Source organism: Pseudomonas sp. CGJS7 (assembly GCF_036961695.1).
In genome coordinates this window covers 1-15121 of the sequence record NZ_JBAMDI010000191.1, presented here as the reverse complement: position 1 = coordinate 15121, position 15121 = coordinate 1, and the positions used below count along the sequence as shown (strand labels likewise).

14 protein-coding genes are annotated in these 15121 nt (G+C 66.8%); 8 read left to right on the top strand and 6 right to left on the bottom strand.

Annotation, left to right across the window (positions count from 1 at the left end):
* The first annotated feature begins 262 nt into the window (after positions 1 to 262).
* The 3 genes from V7787_RS49435 (at position 263) to V7787_RS49425 (ending at position 2506) form a co-directional block, all read left to right on the top strand.
* On the top strand, positions 263 to 865 hold the full coding sequence (locus tag V7787_RS49435) for a hypothetical protein (protein WP_336094924.1): 603 nt from the start codon (positions 263 to 265) through the stop codon (positions 863 to 865).
* 40 nt (positions 866 to 905) lie between these two features.
* On the top strand, positions 906 to 1493 hold the full coding sequence (locus tag V7787_RS49430) for a hypothetical protein (protein WP_336094923.1): 588 nt from the start codon (positions 906 to 908) through the stop codon (positions 1491 to 1493).
* Positions 1494 to 1678: 185 nt separating this feature from the next.
* Positions 1679 to 2506: a hypothetical protein gene (locus V7787_RS49425; RefSeq protein WP_336094922.1), complete on the top strand. Its 828-nt coding sequence runs from the start codon at positions 1679 to 1681 to the stop codon at positions 2504 to 2506.
* 21 nt (positions 2507 to 2527) lie between these two features.
* On the opposite strand, the gene V7787_RS49420 is transcribed toward V7787_RS49425, so the two are convergent.
* The gene (locus tag V7787_RS49420) at positions 2528 to 2896 is read right to left on the bottom strand and encodes a hypothetical protein (protein WP_336094921.1); all 369 of its coding nucleotides are present in this window, start codon (positions 2894 to 2896) and stop codon (positions 2528 to 2530) included.
* Between the two features lie 114 nt (positions 2897 to 3010).
* Positions 3011 to 3301 carry a putative hemolysin gene (locus V7787_RS49415; protein ID WP_336094920.1) on the bottom strand — a complete coding sequence of 97 codons (291 nt, stop codon included), beginning with the start codon at positions 3299 to 3301 and terminating at the stop codon, positions 3011 to 3013.
* Positions 3302 to 3855: 554 nt separating this feature from the next.
* On the opposite strand from V7787_RS49415, the gene V7787_RS49410 reads away from it, so the two are divergent.
* On the top strand, positions 3856 to 5127 hold the full coding sequence (locus V7787_RS49410; RefSeq protein WP_336094919.1) for a hypothetical protein: 1272 nt from the start codon (positions 3856 to 3858) through the stop codon (positions 5125 to 5127).
* A 137-nt stretch (positions 5128 to 5264) separates the two neighbouring features.
* Here the strand turns inward: V7787_RS49410 and V7787_RS49405 are convergent, their stop codons facing one another.
* A complete protein-coding gene (locus V7787_RS49405) occupies positions 5265 to 7400 on the bottom strand; it encodes a right-handed parallel beta-helix repeat-containing protein (RefSeq protein WP_336094918.1) in 2136 nt (711 codons plus the stop codon).
* Positions 7401 to 7874: 474 nt separating this feature from the next.
* Between V7787_RS49405 and V7787_RS49400 the strand changes: the two genes are divergently transcribed.
* The 3 genes from V7787_RS49400 to phaZ7 all read left to right on the top strand — a co-directional run bounded on the left by V7787_RS49400 (position 7875) and on the right by phaZ7 (position 11142).
* Entirely contained in the window at positions 7875 to 8411 is a 537-nt protein-coding gene (locus tag V7787_RS49400) for a nuclear transport factor 2 family protein (RefSeq protein WP_336094917.1), read from the top strand.
* 202 nt (positions 8412 to 8613) lie between these two features.
* Positions 8614 to 9729, top strand: coding sequence for an alpha/beta fold hydrolase (locus tag V7787_RS49395; protein WP_336094916.1), 1116 nt, complete (start codon positions 8614 to 8616; stop codon positions 9727 to 9729).
* 210 nt (positions 9730 to 9939) lie between these two features.
* A complete protein-coding gene (phaZ7, locus tag V7787_RS49390) occupies positions 9940 to 11142 on the top strand; it encodes an extracellular native short-chain-length polyhydroxyalkanoate depolymerase PhaZ7 (protein WP_336094915.1) in 1203 nt (400 codons plus the stop codon).
* Positions 11143 to 11422: 280 nt separating this feature from the next.
* On the opposite strand, the gene V7787_RS49385 is transcribed toward phaZ7, so the two are convergent.
* The gene (locus V7787_RS49385) at positions 11423 to 12151 is read right to left on the bottom strand and encodes a hypothetical protein (RefSeq protein ID WP_336094914.1); all 729 of its coding nucleotides are present in this window, start codon (positions 12149 to 12151) and stop codon (positions 11423 to 11425) included.
* Between the two features lie 462 nt (positions 12152 to 12613).
* Positions 12614 to 13534, bottom strand: a complete 921-nt coding sequence (locus V7787_RS49380) for a M14 family metallopeptidase (RefSeq protein ID WP_336094913.1) — start codon at positions 13532 to 13534, stop codon at positions 12614 to 12616.
* Between the two features lie 187 nt (positions 13535 to 13721).
* On the opposite strand from V7787_RS49380, the gene V7787_RS49375 reads away from it, so the two are divergent.
* Complete coding sequence (locus V7787_RS49375) at positions 13722 to 14657, top strand: alpha/beta fold hydrolase (RefSeq protein ID WP_336094912.1); 936 nt, start codon at positions 13722 to 13724, stop codon at positions 14655 to 14657.
* A gap of 22 nt (positions 14658 to 14679) precedes the next feature.
* Here V7787_RS49375 and V7787_RS49370 read toward each other — a convergent pair whose 3' ends face one another.
* Complete coding sequence (locus tag V7787_RS49370; RefSeq protein WP_336094925.1) at positions 14680 to 15102, bottom strand: YqaA family protein; 423 nt, start codon at positions 15100 to 15102, stop codon at positions 14680 to 14682.
* Between the last annotated feature and the right edge of the window lie 19 nt (positions 15103 to 15121).

The following is a 15121-nucleotide window of genomic DNA, read 5'->3' as shown; positions in this document are numbered from 1 at the left end:
AGGCCGCACACAGACTCAGCGCGAGCGATAGAACGGCGGCGCGCATGGGGATCGCAATCATCGGCGGACGCTTCCTGCGTTGGCGGCCGATCTCGGAAATCGCGTGCGGCCCCATGCATTCTTCGACGGATATCGCCGCCGGCGCAATCGCTGAGCGCAATTGGCCTGCCCGGCCCGGCCTAACTGGCCCTGGAATCCCCCTGCGCGCCGCCGCACATTGCGCGGGCGTCCGCCCACCGACGGACCACAGGAGCCGATCCGGATGCGCGCACCCGACAGCATGAGTTCGGCCATCCTCGCCGGCGCATTGGCCGCGCTGCTGGCGATCGCGCCCACCGCCGCGCAACGCCAGCGCGCGCAAGCGCCGCAGCCGGCGCAATCGCCGCGCGACGGCCAGCACGGCTTCGACTTCGAGTTCGGCCTGTGGAACAGCCACATCAAGCGCCTGAAACGGCCGTTGAGCGGCTCGCAGGAATGGGTCGAATACCGCGGCACCACCCTGGTGAACCGCATACACGAAGGCCGCGCCAACACCGCCGAACTCGCGGTCGCCGGCCCCGCCGGACGCATCGACGGCGTGGCGCTGCGCCTGTACGACCCGCAATCGGATCGATGGAGCATCCACTACGCCAATCTGCGCGACGGCGCGCTGACCGCGCCGGTGATCGGCCGCTTTCAACGCGGCCGCGGCGAGTTCTACGGCGATGAGGTCCTGAACGGCCGGCCGATCCGGGTGCGTTTCGTCATCCATTGCCCGAGCCGCGACCGCTGTCTGTTCGAGCAGGCCTATTCCGCCGACGCCGGCAAGACCTGGGAAATGAACTGGATCTCCACCGACACCCGCGCTGGCGGCGCTACGAAATAAGCCTGCCGCCGACACCGCCCCGCTCCGCCATGAGGCCCGCATGACGCTAGACCCCGATCGCCGCCGCATCGTGCAACTCTCGCTGCTCGCCATCGCCGCCAACGCGCTTCCCGCCGCTGGGGCACCCCGCGGCGCGGCGCCCGCCGACCTCGCCAGCGACGATCCCGCACGCGCCTTCGATTTCTTCCTCGGCAGTTGGCAAGTCCGATACCGCCGACTCAAACAACGCCTGCTCGGCGATAACGATTGGCAAGCGTTCGAAGGCGTGTGCAAGGTTCAATCGATCTTCGCCGGCCTGGCCCAGACCGACGAAAGCGCGGTCCACCGCCCCGACCAGCCCTATCGCGGCTTCAGCCTGCGCAGCTACGACCCCGCCAGCAAGACCTGGGCCGACTGGTGGCTGGACACCCGCAACCCGCACAAGATCGTCGCGCCCATGCTCGGCGGCTTCGCCGACGGCGTGGGCACGTTCTACGGCCAAACCACCTTGCGCGAACGCGCGGTCAAGGTCCGTGGGCTGTGGACGCGCGGCGACGCGGACTCGGTGCAATGGGAACAAGCGTTCTCGCCCGACGAAGGCAAAACGTGGGAGACCAATTGGGTTTCGCGCTATCGGCGCGTAGGCTGAAACGCGGCAGATGCGGCGCGGCTCGCATCCAAGCGCATGCCCCTCCTGAGCATCGAAAGATGAACCAGACCCGCGCCGATATCGCTCAATCGGGCGGTAACGCGATCGGCGCGTCTGTCAACGCCTGACTCGGCGGCCGCAACTGCCTACAATGCCGGCCCCTCGCATCTCGCCGGCCCCGCTCCATGGATATCCTCGTCAACGAATCGCTCAAGGCCTACATCGATCCGCTCACCGAGGAGGAATACGAGGCGCTGGAGCAGAGCATTCTCGCCGAAGGCTGCCGCGACGCGCTGGTGCTGTGGGGCAATGTGCTGGTCGACGGCCACAACCGTTACGGCATCTGCCGCAAGCACGGTCTGGAGTTTCAGACGGTGCAGAACACCCGCTTTCAGTCGATGAACGACGTCCACCTGTGGATGATCGATCAACACCTGGGCCGGCGCAGCGTGTCGGATTTCCAGCGCGGCGTACTGGCCTTGCGCAAGCGCGAGATCCTGAACGAGCGCCGCGCGCAGGCCGAGCAAGCCCGCGCACAGGCCGAAGCCGCGCCGGCGGTGGAAACCGCCGCCGAGTCCAGCGACGACGGCGCGCCGCCGTGGGGCGACGACCAACGCCACGCCGCGCCCGAGTTCGACAGCCGCGAGGCGCTGGCCAAGGCCGCGCGCTTGAGCAGCAGTCAGGTCGGGCTGATCGAAAAGATCCATAAGCAGGCCACCCCGGAAGTCGTGGCCGCGGTCAAGTCCGGGACGATTTCGCTCGCCGCCGCCGCCGCGGTCTCCACCCTGCCTGCCGAGGAACAGCGCGAAGCCGCGCTGGCCGGCGGCGATGAGCTCAAGCAAGCGGCCAAGCGCGTGCGCGAAGCCAACCGCAAGCCGCGCGCGCCCAAGCCGGCGGCGGAAGCTACCGACAGCGGCGAATTGCTGGCGCTGCGTCAGCGCGTGGCCGAACTGACAGAAGAAAACGAAGCTTTGCGCCGGGAAATCGCCGAGCTGCAAGCCGCGCTGGCCTGAGCCCACGCCGCTGGATTCGGCTCAGCCCGCTATCGGCAGCCGCGCAACCACTGCCGGCGAATCCGGCGGTTGCGGGCCATCGCCGTCGGACGCGGATGCATCGGCGACCCAACGGACGAAACGGATCACCGCCAGTTGCTCGCGCAGTTCATCGGCAAGCTCCACCAGCAGCTCGCCGATCGTGGACTGCGGCCGCATCACCGCCGGCTGACTCAACAGATCCCCCACATCGGCCGGCGCCATCGCCGCGATATGCAGGGCGATGTCGCGCGCGATTCGGGAAAACCCATCGCTGCGCTCGGCGAAGTCGGTCTCAAGACCGAACTCCACCATGACGCCGATACGGGCGTTGTGTACGTAACTGTGGATCGAATGCACCGGGTAGAACATCGCCGATCGTCCTGATCGCCCGCCCCACCGACGATGGCGTCGGCGCCGCCGATGCGGCGACGGATCGGCGCACTATAGACGGGGTGCGGCGATGTTTGGCTTACCCGGCGCGCATCACTCGGCCGGCTTTTCGCACTTGCCGTCGCGGAACAGCGCCCACTCCTCGCACACCCGCCCATCGGGCAGCGCGCACAGCCCGTACTGGCCGCCGTCCTTGCCGGTGCGGATCTCCAGCTTGCCGCCGAGTTTCTGGCAGTTCACCGAGGCCGGATTGGCCATGCCGACCTTCGCCACCGGCTTGTCGGCCGCGGCGGGTTCGTCGGCGGCGGGCGCCGACGGCGTGGTGCAGGCGGTCAGGGCCAGCAGGGACAGGGCGAGAACGGAACACAGGGCGCGGTAGTTCATGGCGGCGGCTTCGCGGGAAAACGGCAGGCACTATGCCGCCGGGGCGCTCACGCCGGGGTGAAGGCGCGGCGATTCGTCTGCCTCTGGCCGTGCTTGCCCCTCGCCGCCGCGGGCGGACTCCCTCGCCCACCGATACGCTGCGGCCTCGGCTTGCGAACCTCCGCCGTCTCGCCGCGACCTGGGCCAGGCAGTGATCGCCGCGAAGAATCGTCCGCCGCGTCTATCTCATTCCGACTCCGCCGCCGCTCACGACTCTGTTGCGCGTCGCTCACGTTGGCTCACTCAAATGTAATCGCGCGTCTTTCCGCACAAGCGATAGCCACAGCGCGTATCGCCGCATGCGCGACCTGCTGCGCATCCACCCCATCGCCGCGCTCGCCGCACGGTTTCGCCGGGTTTTTTCGCGATTTTTGCGCCGCGAATCGACACTGCGACGCGCGCCTCAGCCGTTCAAGTTCCACTGTGACGCGGCGCCGAGTCGCCGCTCGCATCGTGGCGGTAAATCTCGCCAGCGAATCGCCGCATTCCGCCGCGATCGCCAACAGGAGTGCGTCATGAACGCGAGCAAGTCTTTGCGACTCACCGCTGTGATGCTGTCCGTATCGCCCTGGATGGCCTTTCCCGCCAGCGCGCAGTGGGCTGAGATGGGCGTGCTCGGCGGCGATGTCTGCCGCAGCCGGGACGTCAACGACCACGGTCAGGCCATCGGCACCTGCCGCAACGAAAACGGCGATTTCGTCGCCGCGTACTGGCGCAACGGCCAAGTGCCGGTGGCGCTGCAGACGCTGGAAACCGACGGCGAGTGCGACGCGGTATCGATCGGCAACGACGGCACCATCAGCGGCAACTGCCAACAAGGCCAATACGGCGAGCGCTTCCCGGTGCGCTGGAACGTCGCCAACCCGAGCGCGGCGCCGCAGAAACTGGGCAGCGCTTCCAATCACACCAAGTCGGTGGCGATCGCGGCCAACAACGTCGGCGTGATCGTCGGCAGCAGCCTCAACAACAACGGTGCGCTGCGCGCGGTGGCGTGGCTGGCGGGCGAAAGAAATCCGATCACCTTGCCCGAACTGGGGCCGTTGCCGCCGCTGCTGCCTTCCAGCAACGGTTGTCGCCCGACCGCGGTCAGCGACGATCTGGAACCGATGATCGCCGGCATCTGTTCGCTGCGCGCCGGCGGCACGGTCGCGGTGAAATGGTCGCCGAGCACGCTCGCCTACCGCATCGATGAGCTGGTGCGCCTGCCGCAAGGCTCCAACTGCCAAGCGGTCGCGATCAACGGCCGCGGCCAGGTCGCCGGCACCTGCCAGACCGCGACCGGCGATTACGCCGCGGTGCGCTGGAATCCCGACGGCCGCTCGCTCACGTATCTGCGCAACGTGGTGTTCATCAGCAGCGTCGTGCAACAACTGTCGTCGGTGGACATGAACGAGCTGGGCACGGTGATCGGCCACTACAGCACCGATCAAGGCTTGTCGCGCTCGTTCATCTGGTCGCCCACCGGCAATCCGGGCACCGAGTACGGCCGCGACATCGGCACCTTGGGCGGCTATCGCACGCATGCGCGCAGCATCGCCGACAACGGAGTGGTGATCGGCTCCGCGCAGGACGGCGTCGGCGCCACCCGCGCGTTCCGCTGGACGGTCGCCGGCATCGCCAGTCTGGGCACGCTGCCCGGCGGCTTGACCAGCAGCGCCGATGCGATCAGCGACGGCGGCGCTTACATCGTCGGCACCAGCCAGACCATCAGCGGCGTCGATCACGCGGTCGGCTTCGGCCTGTTGCCGCGCGCGGGCAAAGCGGCGGTGCGGCGCACGCCGCGCTGACCGCGGCGAAGCGGGCTATCGGCAGCGCCGCGCATCGCATCGATGCGCGGCGCCCGAACAGATGACAGCCGGATCGAAATCCGAGTGAACCGGCGGACGGCGACCGGCGCCGTCCGCGCAGCACTGCCTGCCGCCGCTCAGCGCGGCGGATCTTGCAACACGATGTCGTCGATATAGAAACCGGCGTTCTGATTCGCCGCGGCGGAAGTACCGACCAGCAGGATCCACACGTTCGCGGTCAGCGGCGGCGGTTGCACGTCGGCGACGACCTGGGTCCATTCATCGCCGACCGCGCCGATCGACACGTCGCTGAAGGAGGTGTCTTCATTGCCGGTCGCGGGCGTGCCGTCTTCCTTGTGCCAACGCAGACGCACCCGCGCGTTCGCCGTCAGCGGCGGCGTGCCGGCGACGTGCTTGACCCAGAAACTCAGGCGCTTGGCGTTGTTGTCGGACAGATAGCCCGGATGGTTGTTGATCGCCACACCCCAGTAGCTGGCCTCGGTGGTGACCTGCAGGCTGTAAGCGCCGCCGTGGGCGACATTGGCGCGGACCACGCTGCTGCCGTACCAGGCGTTCCACAAACCGATCGACTCCTCCAGCGTGGCGGTCGGCGGATCGAGCAGATTGAACGGCGAGCCGTCGGTAGTACTGCCCGCGTCCTGCAGGTACGGCGCCGCCTGCCAGGCGCTGAAGCTGATCGCCGCGCCGTAACGCTTGGCGAAGCGCCAGGGGCCGTAATAGTGGTTGTTGGCGAAACGGTTGTTGTTGTTGAACATCACATCGTCCTGCACCTGCTGCACGGTGTAGGGCGACCAGGCGATGTTGTTGACGCCGGTGGCATACAGCGCCTGCGCGCCGCAATAGCTGGAGCTGCCGCAGGGCACCACCGCCGGATCGAAGTAGAACTCGTTGCCGGTCACCGCGATGTTCTTGGCGTGCCAGCGGCAGTCGCGCTGCAGCGCCGCATCGTTGCCGATCTGGGTGTAGCACGGATGCAGGTGGCTGACCGGATCGGGATACTTGGTCGGATTCTTCGGGTCCGGGCGCTCGATCAGCGCCGGATGCACGAACGGCGTGCAATACACATGGCTGGTGTTGCCGTTGGAATTGCAGAAGCGGTTGGAGCTTTCGTAGATCGACACACCGGAGAAATTGTTCTCGAAGTAGTTGTCGTAGATGCGCAGCGAGTCAGAGCCGCTGACGGCCGACGGCAAGCGGCTGTCGCCACCGGATTCGGACAGGTAGATCGCCGGCGCCGGCGAGCCGCGGTCGGCGTTGCCCGAGACCCAGGCGTTATTGATGAAGGTGTTGGCGCGGATGGTGGCGTTGTAGCTGATCTCGTACCAGATGCCGACCCCGTCGTTGTCGCGCAGGTAGTTGTTCTCGAACAGGAAGTCGATGTTGTTGGTGTCGGCCCACAAGCCGGTGCCGCGGTTGTTGTGCACGTAGTTGCCGACCACCTTGGCGCCGCGCACGTCCCAGAATTTGCCGCCGCCGGTGCAACCGCACTTGGTCGAGGCTTCCCAGTCGTCGCTGTTGTTGCCGGTGATCTCGTTGTAGCTCAGCTCGATGTCGACGATGGCCGAACGCCCCGGCGCCGGCTGCTCCGGCGTCGCCGGCCCCAGGCTCTGCAACGGCTTCTTGTACATGCTGAAACCGTACTGGCCGTTGTCCTTGAGGCAGTTGAAGCGGACCTTGTTGCGGCTGCCCAGGAACACGCCCGCACCGTCGTTGTTGCTGATGGTGTTGTATTCGATGGTCCAGCCGTCGCCGGCGTCGTGGTTGACCACGCCTTCGTCGAAATTGGTCCGGCCCTTGCCGAAGTTGCGGATGGTCAGATAACGGATGGTGACGTTCTCCGACGCGATGCCGAAGGCGTAGAGGTTGTTGTTCTTGCCGTCCAGAATCGCCCCGGGCGCGCCCAGATAGGTGTTGCCCGACAGCGTGCGGATCTGGCTGTAGAGCCCGTCGCCGAAGGTGTGCTCACCCGGTTCGAACCAGAACACGCCGGAGCGCTGGAAATCGAAGCGGGTGTTGTCGCCGGCCGGAACCACGATCGCGCCTTCCGGCGCGGTCGCCGGCCCGCTCGGCATCGCGCCCTCGGAACAATAGTTGGCCGGCGGCACGCTCGGCCACGACAGGCCGGCGTGCGCCTGGCCCTCGCCGCCGATCCGCGGCGGCGCGGCGACGGCGGTCGCGCTCAACATCAGACCGCCCAACAGTACGGCCGGCAGCGTGCGCGCCAGCCTCGACGATGAATCGAATAAGTCCATGACCACTGCGAAATCCCCTGCGACGATGACGGTGTGGAATAGCCGGACGCGGTCGCGGACAACGCGACGGCGCGGGCGCGGGATACGAGCCGCGGCGGAATCGGGACGCACACTCATCGCCCCGTCGGCCGCGCGCGCAGCGTTAATGCCATGCGCTGTCATACCGCCATAGTGGTCGCTGTCACGTCACTTCGAAGCTGTGATGTCTATCGCGGTATTGGCCGTTTTCCGCAAACCGTCGGCGAACCGAAGCGTCCGGTTTCATGCGCGGCGAGCGCCTGCAACGACTCGCGGGCGCGCTCATCGGCGCGCGATACGCAAGTCGCGATTGCCCGGGCTTGCGTTTCCGCGCGCCCTGCGCCGCGCATAACGCCAATTGCCGCAAACGAGCATCCGGCCCCGCGATCGCGGGACATCGCCGATCCTCGGGCTTGGCTACCTTGCGCCCACCTTCGCAGTGAACAAGGAACGCGCATGACCCCGAACCGACCCCGTATCGCCCGCCGCCTGCTGCCGCTGGCCTGCTCGTTGTTGACCGTATGCGCCGCCGGCGCGGCCCTGGCCCAGGACAACGCCGCGAGCGCCGGCGCGCAAGGCTGGAACCGCGGCGAAAACATCCTCCACCGCATCTGCGCGCGGCAGTTCGAGATCGCCCAGAAGACCGACATGGAATCCTTCCGCGACTACGACGCCGAGACCTTCCGCGCCGTGCACCACGAAGACGCGATGACGGTGTTCGACAGCGGCGGCGTGGCCATCGGCCTGGACGCGGTCATGAACGCCCTGGCCGGCCATTTCGCCCGCCGCGAAGCCAAGTGGGAATGGACCGAACGCCATCGCGTCGTCAACGGCTGCCGCTCGGCTTACATCCTGTACGAAACCACCTATTCGGTTCCGCGCACCGGTTACAAACAGCGCGCGCTGACCGGGGTGACTTACACCCACGACGGTTTCAAGTGGCTGGCGATCGCCGACCAGGGCACCAAGCTGCCGCCGCTGCCCACACCCTGACCTTCGCCGCCCCGCCCCCGGGGCGCCGATTCGTCGACACCGAAAGGCGGCCATTGGCCGCCTTTCGCGTTTTGACCCCGACCGATCTTTCCTGGCGCTGCAACCGCGGCCGGCTCGACCGCATCACTTGCCTCAACACCGATGCAACCCGCTCCACGCCGCACGCAACTGCGCTAACCGCCTCAACGCCAGGAATCCCGCCATGAAAAAGACGACCGTTCTGTTCGCCGCGCTGCTGTCCGCCAGCCCCGCCGTCCTGGCCGCCGAATGCAAGGACACCTCCAAGTTCGCCGACGCGCGCGCGGTCATCCAGGACCTCGGCCGCATCGTCGCGCCCAACGGCGTGCAGGAAGCCTACGCCGCGCGGATCGGCGGGATCGAACAATGGGTCAACGTGCGCGGCCAGGACAAGGACAACCCTATCCTGCTGTTCGTCCACGGCGGACCGGCCTCGCCGCTGATCCCGACGATGTGGCAGTTCCAGCGGCCGCTGGAGGAATACTTCACCGTGGTCAATTACGACCAGCGCGGCGCCGGCAAGACCTACACCCAGCAAGATCCCAACGCCTACACCGACACCATCCACGTCGACAATTACGTCGCCGATGCCATCGAGCTCGCCGAGTACCTGCGCAAGCGCTACGGCAAGCGCAAGATCGTGCTGGCCGCGCACAGTTGGGGCACGATCCCGGGGATGCAGGCCGCGCTCAAGCGTCCGGACCTGTTCTACGCCTATGTCGGCATCGGCCAGGTCATCAACGTGCGCGAGAACGAGCGCATCAGCTTCGATTTCGGCATGGCCCAGGCCAAGAAGCTGGGCAACCTCGAAGCGGTCAAGGAGATGCAGACCATCGCGCCGTATCCGGGCGACCAGCCGATCACCCGCGAACGCATCATCACCGCGCGCAAGTGGTCGCAGTACTACGGCGGGCTGACCGCTTACCGCAACGAATCGACCTACTTCTACCGCGCGCCCAAACTCTCGCCCGACTACGCCACCGACTGCGATCGCGCGGCAGTCGACGAAGGCAACGTCTACACCCTGGGCCGGATCCTGCCCGAGTTCCTGGCCACCGACATGAGCGGCGTGCGCGAGTTTCCGATCCCGGTGGTGATGTTCATGGGCCGCCACGACTACACCACGCCGTCGCAGCCGACCGCGGATTGGTTGAATCGGGTCAAGGCGCCGTTCAAGCAAGGCGTGTGGTTCGAAAACTCTTCGCACATGATGCAGTGGGAAGAGCCCGGCAAGCTGCTGGTCAGCCTGCTGGAGTACGTGCGGCCGCTGACCAAGGACGGGGCCGCGGATAAGCGCTGAACGCGCCGATCGCCCCAGCCTCGACTTCACCGCTATTGCGCCGGCCCGGTATCGCACCGGGCCGGTCGCGTTTTACCCGTTCGATTTCAGTTGCGGCGTTTCCCCCATGCACCAGGCATCGCCCATAGGTGCAATATCCAAGCCCCCTGCCCCGGCCCACCATCGGCACGATCCGGCCACCGGCCGTCGACGAAGCCTGGGGAGGCGCTCATGTTCGGCAGCACGCTCACGTCCTTAACGTTCAAACCCGCGTCCGCCGCAGCGCGCCAGGCCCGTCCCGATTCCGGCTCGCGCCGCCCGCGCTTGATGCATTGGCTGCTGGCCGCGCTGCTGCCGGCATTCGCCGGCCCGGCCTTGCTGACGCCGTCCACCGCCTGGGCCCTGGATTGCGGCAGCGACAACGGCTACACCTGCCAGGGCGCGGCCAGCCAATACGCCGGCGGTTTCAGCCCGGGCGTCGGCAGCGGCGGCTTCGGCGGCGGCGCTTGCACCGCCACGCGCACGCCGGTGGTGTTCATCGCCGGCAACGGCGACAGCGCAATCAGCTTCGACATGCCGCCCGGCGCGGTCAGCGGCTACACCGCGCCCGCCAACTCGGTGTACGACGAACTCAAGGCGCGCGGCTACAACGATTGCGAACTGTTCGGGGTGACCTATCTCGACGCCGACGAACGCGCGTCGCCGCAATACAACTACCACCAGCCGAGCAAATACCAGATCCTCAAGACCTTCATCGACAAGGTGAAGCTGTATACCGGCCGCAGCCAGGTCGATATCGTCGCCCACTCGCTGGGCGCGTCGATGAGCCTGGCGATGATCAAGTACCACGGCTATCAGGCCAGCGTGCGCCGCTTCGTCAGCATCGGCGGCGGGCTGCGCGGCTTGCAGACCTGCCTGAGCACCGGCTACCAATCGCCGTACGCGCCGACCTGCAACGCCGAAGCCTACGTCTTCCCTTACGACTACTACACCTTCGGCCTGTACCCGAGCACCGGCGTGGCCTATTACGGCTACAACCGCTGGACCGGCAGCGGCAGCAACAGCCTGCGGGCGATGCCGGCGATGTACTCCAGCATCGCCTTCTACAGCATCACCGCCGGCGCCTACGACCAAGTGCAGTGCTTCACCACCAGCTACTCGGCCGGCTGCGCCAACAGCGCCTTGTTCGCGACGGCCAGCAATCTCAAGGCGCAGGTCGACATCGGCTTCGGCAGCAGCGCCTATGCCTACGATTGGGATTGGAGCGACGGCAGCCCGTACAACCTCGGCGGCGGCGATACCAGCAGCGGCGTCGGCCATTTCCGTTCCAAGACCAACGCCGGCCGCATCGTCTACAACATGCTGGCGACCACCTGCACCACCGGCTGCGCCAATGGCTACGTGGGCGTGAACGGGCCGGCGGTCAATCGCTGACGCGTGGGCGCGAACGCCGCCGGCAATACACGCGCTCCACCATCGTCATCCTACTCACCGTCATCCCAACCGCTGTCACCCCAACTACGGTCACCCCAACCACCGTCATTCCGGCGAAAGCCGGAACCCATTTTGATTTCGCCCCTGCTCCACAAACCATCGCCCGCTAGCCAACGATGCCAACCCACGCGCCGCGCAACGGCACGCGGGTTCGCGATTGAGCGCGCCGCGCGCAGCCTTCGCGCCACCCAAGCGAAGGCCCGCGCGCAGCGGCCCGCCCTCACCAATCCATCGGAAAGAATCCCCAGCAATCGGCGGTATCGCGCGCCACCGCGCTGCCGTATACAGCGCAGATCTGCCGCGCCGTGGCGACATCGTCGGCGTACGCCGCATCGTTGGTGTCGGCCAGCGCATGCGACATTTCGTGCAGCACCGTCTCGCACTTCATGAACGCGCTGACGTTGCGGAACCTGGAGTTGAGCACGATCTTGTAGGCCAGCTCGGTCGCGGGATTGACGATGACCGGGGTAAGGTTATGGACGAAGGTATAGTTGCGGGTGCCTTGGTCGATGTTGGCCCGCACCTCCGCCCAGGTCGCGCGGAAACTGTTGGGATTGGTCGTGTCCACCTCGCCTTCGGCATTGGGGAAGATCACCGGCGGACGGGTGCTGGCGTATTCGCGCTCGTCGTGATCGGCCAGATCGGCGTAACTCACGTGCACCGTCCATACGTTCAAGGCCGTAGCCATGGCGCGGTACACCGTACCCAAGCGGTCGACGAATTGCAGATCCGCCGCGCTCAGCGGGAAGTTCACCCCGAAATACCGCTGCAAGGCCGTGCGGATCTGAGCCGACTCGCCGCCGGAAGCGAGATTGAGCAAGTCGCGGCGTTGCGCGCCGTTTCGGGGATTCAGCCACTCGCCCGCCTTGCGCGCGGCGACGACCGCCTGATCGAACGCCGCGGCGACGCTGGCTTCGATCTGCGCCTGACCATAATAGATACGCGTCATTTTGTTCTCCTGATATCGCCACTGGAACGGGCCGGACGGTCGATCGCCGACGCCGGTCGCCGGATTGCGCGCGTCGGAACGCGGCGGCCCGCGCCGAACGCAGGCTCAAGCCCCCGCTCGATTCCAGCCAGGGCGCTAACCGGCCACGCCGTGGACACCGCTCCTCACGCTCCTGTTCGAACGCGGCAACGCCGGGACTGTGAAACGCATCGCGGGGCGCCTGCGGATGGCGCCACTGCCGATACCTTGAATAGGTACGGCTTGACCTCGGAGGAAACGCGGGAGATTCGCTGGGTCGATGCGAACAGGTGGTTCGCAGACAGGCGCTGAGGGCGTCCCGGTATGACTGCGCCCTTCCGGCGACGGAAGGGCGCGTGTTCGACTGCGCTTAACCGGGGCGGCCCACGCAGCGGTATGCGACCGCGCCGACAGGCTGCGGCGCGAAAACTCAGTCAGATCGGCTCAGCGATGCGCCAACGCATAATCGATCGCCGCGCGCACCGCCACCGCCTGCGCTTGATTGCACTGCTCCGGCGTCGCGCGCGGGCTGTCGGGATAGACCTCGGTGGTGGTGCGGTAACGCGCTTCGGTAATGCCGGCGCACAAGCCCAGCGAGCTCACTGCGTAGTTGATGACGCCATGGGCGACCACCGGCGAGCGGATGATCTGGCCGCGCGCGTCGGGCGGGGCGATGTGGGTGACTTTCTCCACCGCCGCGATCACCGCCTGCTGGAACTCGGGCTGCGGGTCTTCGCTGGCGCCGACCAGATAGAAACCGTCGGGGACTTCGCCCGGCTCGAAGGCCTTGCCGTCGCGCGCGGCCAGGGCCGGGCGGAACTCGGATTCGTCGGTGTCGGTGGTCTCGTGCAGGTCGATGTGCATCAGCACGCTGGCGCGCACCGGCGCGACCAGACGCATCAACGCCGCCGATTCCTGCGCCGGGCTGTCGGCGCGGAATGAACGGTTGGGATCGATCGCGTCGATGTTCCAGCGGTGAATCCGCTCGTACGCCCACGGGCTGACGCAGGGGGCGACCAATACGTTGGCGCGGCCGGCGTAATCGGCGGCGTAGCGGTCCAGGAACAACAGCGCGCCGTGCACGCCGCTGGTTTCGTAGCCGTGCACGCCGCCGGTGACCAGCATCGTCGGCAGATCTTCGCGCCAGTCGCGGCTTTTGACCGCGTACAGCGGATACGCATCGGGCGCGTAATCCAGGCGGCCGTATTCGCTGACATCGAAACGTTCGCGCAAGCGATCGATCGCCGCGACCACATCGTCCTGATAACTGCGATGGCGGACCTGCCGCGACCGCCACTGGGCGATTTCCGCCGCGCCCCAGGGTTGGCCGGGCGTGCCGACGGGATAGAAGGCTTGGACGTTCATCGTGGCGTTCGCTCTCTGATGCGCTGCGGAAACCGGATTTTAGCACCGCCGCCGATGGCTCCGGACCGGCCCGGACATCGCTTGCGGATATTTTTTCCGGGCGTGTCGATTCGGCCCGTCTGCGTTCGTCGTTTGGATGAAGCCCAGCGTTTTAGCTTCCCTTCAATCTCATCCACGGAGACTCAACATGTGTAAGTCCTCGCCATTCACCCGCTTCATCGCGGCTCTGTCGCTAGCCGCAGCGTTGATCGTTCCCGCCGCCAATGCGGCGTCGAAGTCCGCCGCCTCACCCGCCAGCGCCGCCAACGCGGCCATCGCCCGCAGCGGCATCTTGCCGGTCAACGGCGTCGACTATTACTACGAACTGCACGGCCAGGGCGAACCGCTGCTGTTGCTGCACGGCGGCCTGGGCAACGGCGCGACCTTCGGACCGGTGTTGAAGACCCTCGCCCAACGCCACACGGTGATCCTGGTCGATCTGCACGGCCACGGCCGCACCGCAATGGGCGAACGCCCGTTCCGGATCGAAGCGATCGGCGACGACATGGCCGCGCTGGTTCAGCGATTGGGCTATCGCCAGGTCGATGTGATGGGATTTTCGCTCGGCGGCGGCGTCGCCTTGCGCATGGCCGCGCAGCAGCCCGCGCAGGTGCGCAAGCTGGTGTTGGTTTCGGCCTCGTACTCCAACAATGCGTTCTATCCGGCCATCGTCGAACAGCAAAAGGCGGTCAACGCCGGCAGCGCGGCGATGTTCAAGGACACGCCGATGTATCGCGACTACGTCGCTATCGCGCCCAAGCCCGACGACTTTCCGCGCCTGCTCGACGCCCTCGGCAATTTCATGACCACGCCCTTCGACTGGTCGGCGGACGTGGCCAAGCTGGCCGGCCCGGTGATGCTGGTGTACGGCGACAGCGATTTGTACCGCCCCGAGAGCGAAATCGCGTTCTATCAGTTGCTCGGCGGCGGCCAGCGCGACGGCGGCTGGCAGCGTGAGGGCGTGTCGAAGAATCGGCTGGCGATCCTGCCCGACCTCACCCATTACGAAATCGCCACCTCGCCGCGCCTGGTCGAAACTGTAGAGCCGTTCCTGAGCGCTGCGGCCGGCAAGACCGCGCCCTGATGGCGTCCGGCCCGCCTTGCGCTCACACGTAGCGCAAGGCGATCGCCGCCACCACCAGATAGCGAGCGACCTTGGCGATGCTCACCCACAGCAGGAACACGCGCAGACGTTCGCGCATCACCCCCGCTGCCAAAGTAAGCGGATCGCCGACGATCGGCAGCCAGCTCAGCAACAAACTCCAGTGCCCGTAACGCGCGTACCAGGCCTGGGCGCGCGCCAACGCCGCGGGCTTGATCGGAAACCAGCGCCGGCCGCTGAAACGCGCCAGTTCGCGGCCCAGCCACCAATTGACGGTCGAGCCCAACACATTGCCGACGCTGGCCACGGCGATCAACGCCCACGGGTTGTAGCCGTCGACGATCAAGGCCGCCAGCGCGGCTTCGGATTGCGCGGGCAACAAGGTGGCGGCGATGAAGGCCGCGGCGAACAAACCCAGATAGATCATCGCGACGATTTTAGTAGCG

Excerpts from the sequence above, each read along its gene's own strand:
- V7787_RS49385 (WP_336094914.1), bottom strand. The coding sequence starts at position 12,151 with ATGACGCGTATCTATTATGGTCAGGCGCAGATCGAAGCCAGCGTCGCC.
- V7787_RS49435 (WP_336094924.1), top strand. The coding sequence starts at position 263 with ATGCGCGCACCCGACAGCATGAGTTCGGCCATCCTCGCCGGCGCATTG.
- phaZ7 (WP_336094915.1), top strand. The coding sequence starts at position 9,940 with ATGTTCGGCAGCACGCTCACGTCCTTAACGTTCAAACCCGCGTCCGCC.
- V7787_RS49415 (WP_336094920.1), bottom strand. The coding sequence starts at position 3,301 with ATGAACTACCGCGCCCTGTGTTCCGTTCTCGCCCTGTCCCTGCTGGCC.
- V7787_RS49400 (WP_336094917.1), top strand. The coding sequence starts at position 7,875 with ATGACCCCGAACCGACCCCGTATCGCCCGCCGCCTGCTGCCGCTGGCC.
- V7787_RS49370 (WP_336094925.1), bottom strand. The coding sequence starts at position 15,102 with ATGATCTATCTGGGTTTGTTCGCCGCGGCCTTCATCGCCGCCACCTTG.
- V7787_RS49430 (WP_336094923.1), top strand. The coding sequence starts at position 906 with ATGACGCTAGACCCCGATCGCCGCCGCATCGTGCAACTCTCGCTGCTC.
- V7787_RS49420 (WP_336094921.1), bottom strand. The coding sequence starts at position 2,896 with ATGTTCTACCCGGTGCATTCGATCCACAGTTACGTACACAACGCCCGT.
- V7787_RS49410 (WP_336094919.1), top strand. The coding sequence starts at position 3,856 with ATGAACGCGAGCAAGTCTTTGCGACTCACCGCTGTGATGCTGTCCGTA.
- V7787_RS49425 (WP_336094922.1), top strand. The coding sequence starts at position 1,679 with ATGGATATCCTCGTCAACGAATCGCTCAAGGCCTACATCGATCCGCTC.
- V7787_RS49375 (WP_336094912.1), top strand. The coding sequence starts at position 13,722 with ATGTGTAAGTCCTCGCCATTCACCCGCTTCATCGCGGCTCTGTCGCTA.
- V7787_RS49395 (WP_336094916.1), top strand. The coding sequence starts at position 8,614 with ATGAAAAAGACGACCGTTCTGTTCGCCGCGCTGCTGTCCGCCAGCCCC.
- V7787_RS49380 (WP_336094913.1), bottom strand. The coding sequence starts at position 13,534 with ATGAACGTCCAAGCCTTCTATCCCGTCGGCACGCCCGGCCAACCCTGG.
- V7787_RS49405 (WP_336094918.1), bottom strand. The coding sequence starts at position 7,400 with ATGGACTTATTCGATTCATCGTCGAGGCTGGCGCGCACGCTGCCGGCC.